Below are 1,426 nucleotides of genomic sequence, written 5' to 3' on the forward strand. Positions count from 1 at the left end.
AGCACTAGTGTGATGCGCCAGAAATCCTGAGGGTTGGTTACTACCCTATTGGTATGTCGCATCCCGGGCCTTCTGCTGTGGAGATCACGCTGTCCGAGGCCGAGCGTGCCGAGTTGGTGCGCCGGACGGAATTGCCCCACAGGCGTTCGGCCGAGAAGGCCCGCATCGTCCTGGCGTGCGCGGACGGCATGTCAAACGCGGGTGTCGCACGGGTTGTCGGTGTCCAGGCGAAGACGGTGGGCAAGTGGCGTCGGGCCTTTGCCGCGGATCGGATGGCCGGGCTTGAGGACGCCGGCTGGATCGGCCGGCCGAAGACCGACCTGGTCCTCGACGATGCTGAGCGCAGGCAGCTGCAGCAGTGGGCGCGGCAGGCCAGGACCGCTCAGTTCCTCGCGTTGCGCGCCAAGATCGTGCTGCGCTGCGCGGAGGGCGGGACGAACCAGCAGGCCGCGGTCGACCTCGGCATCGACAGGTCGACCGTGGACCGCTGGCGGGCCCGGTTCATCGCGAAACGCCTCGACGGTCTGCAGGACGAGCCGCGCTCGGGCCGGCCACCTTCGATCCTCCTCGACCAGGTCGAGGAGGTCCTCATCGCCACCCTGGAGGCGGTCCCGGGCCAGGACACGCACTGGTCACGGGCCTCGATGGCCCAGCACTCCGGCCTGTCGAAGTCGACGATCGGGCGAATCTGGAAGCGGTTTGACCTCAAGCCCCACCTGCAGGACTCCTTCAAGCTCTCCACCGATCCGCAGTTCGTCGCCAAGGTCGTCGACGTGGTCGGCCTGTACCACCATCCGCCCGAGAAGGCGGTCGTGCTCTGCGTGGACGAGAAGTCCCAGATCCAGGCGCTGGACCGGTCCCAGCCGGTGCTGCCGATGATGCCGGGCATGCCCGAACGCCGCACCCACGACTATCTCAGGCACGGCATCACCAGCCTGTTCGCCGCCTTCAACATCGCCGACGGCACCGTCATATCGGCCCTGCACCGCCGTCACCGGGCGATCGAGTTCAAGAAGTTCCTGATCCGGATCGACAAGGCGGTGCCCGCCGGCCTCGACGTGCACCTCGTCTGCGACAACTACGCCACTCACAACACCGCCGAGATCAGGACCTGGCTCGCCAGACACCCTCGCTTCCACGTCCATTTCACCCCCACCGGCTCGTCTTGGATGAACCAGGTGGAGCGGTGGTTCGGCCTGCTCACCGACAAGCTCATCCGCCGCGGCGTCCACACCTCCGTGAAGGCACTGGAGGACGACATCACCGCGTGGATCGACACCTGGAACGAAAACCCGCGGTCCTTCACCTGGACCAAGACAGCCGACGAGATCCTCAACTCCCTCGCCCACTACCTCACCAAGGTCGGAACCACCGGCCAGAAAACAGAGCAGAACTAACCCTCAGGATTTCTGGCGCATCACACTAG

1 protein-coding gene is annotated in these 1,426 nt (G+C 65.8%); it reads left to right on the forward strand.

Features of this window, described 5'->3' with window-relative positions; translation table 11 throughout:
- Positions 1 to 53: 53 nt before the first annotated feature.
- On the forward strand, positions 54 to 1,397 hold the full coding sequence (locus tag ACFWXC_RS53035) for an IS630 family transposase (RefSeq protein ID WP_384491555.1): 1,344 nt from the start codon (positions 54 to 56) through the stop codon (positions 1,395 to 1,397).
- The last annotated feature ends 29 nt before the right edge of the window (positions 1,398 to 1,426 follow it).

The organism is Streptomyces sp. NPDC058683 (assembly GCF_042716195.1).
Classification (GTDB): Bacteria; Actinomycetota; Actinomycetes; order Streptomycetales; family Streptomycetaceae; genus Streptomyces.

Bases quoted from the DNA above. Each gene is read 5' to 3' on its own strand.
- ACFWXC_RS53035 (WP_384491555.1), top strand. From the start codon at position 54: ATGTCGCATCCCGGGCCTTCTGCTGTGGAGATCACGCTGTCCGAGGCC.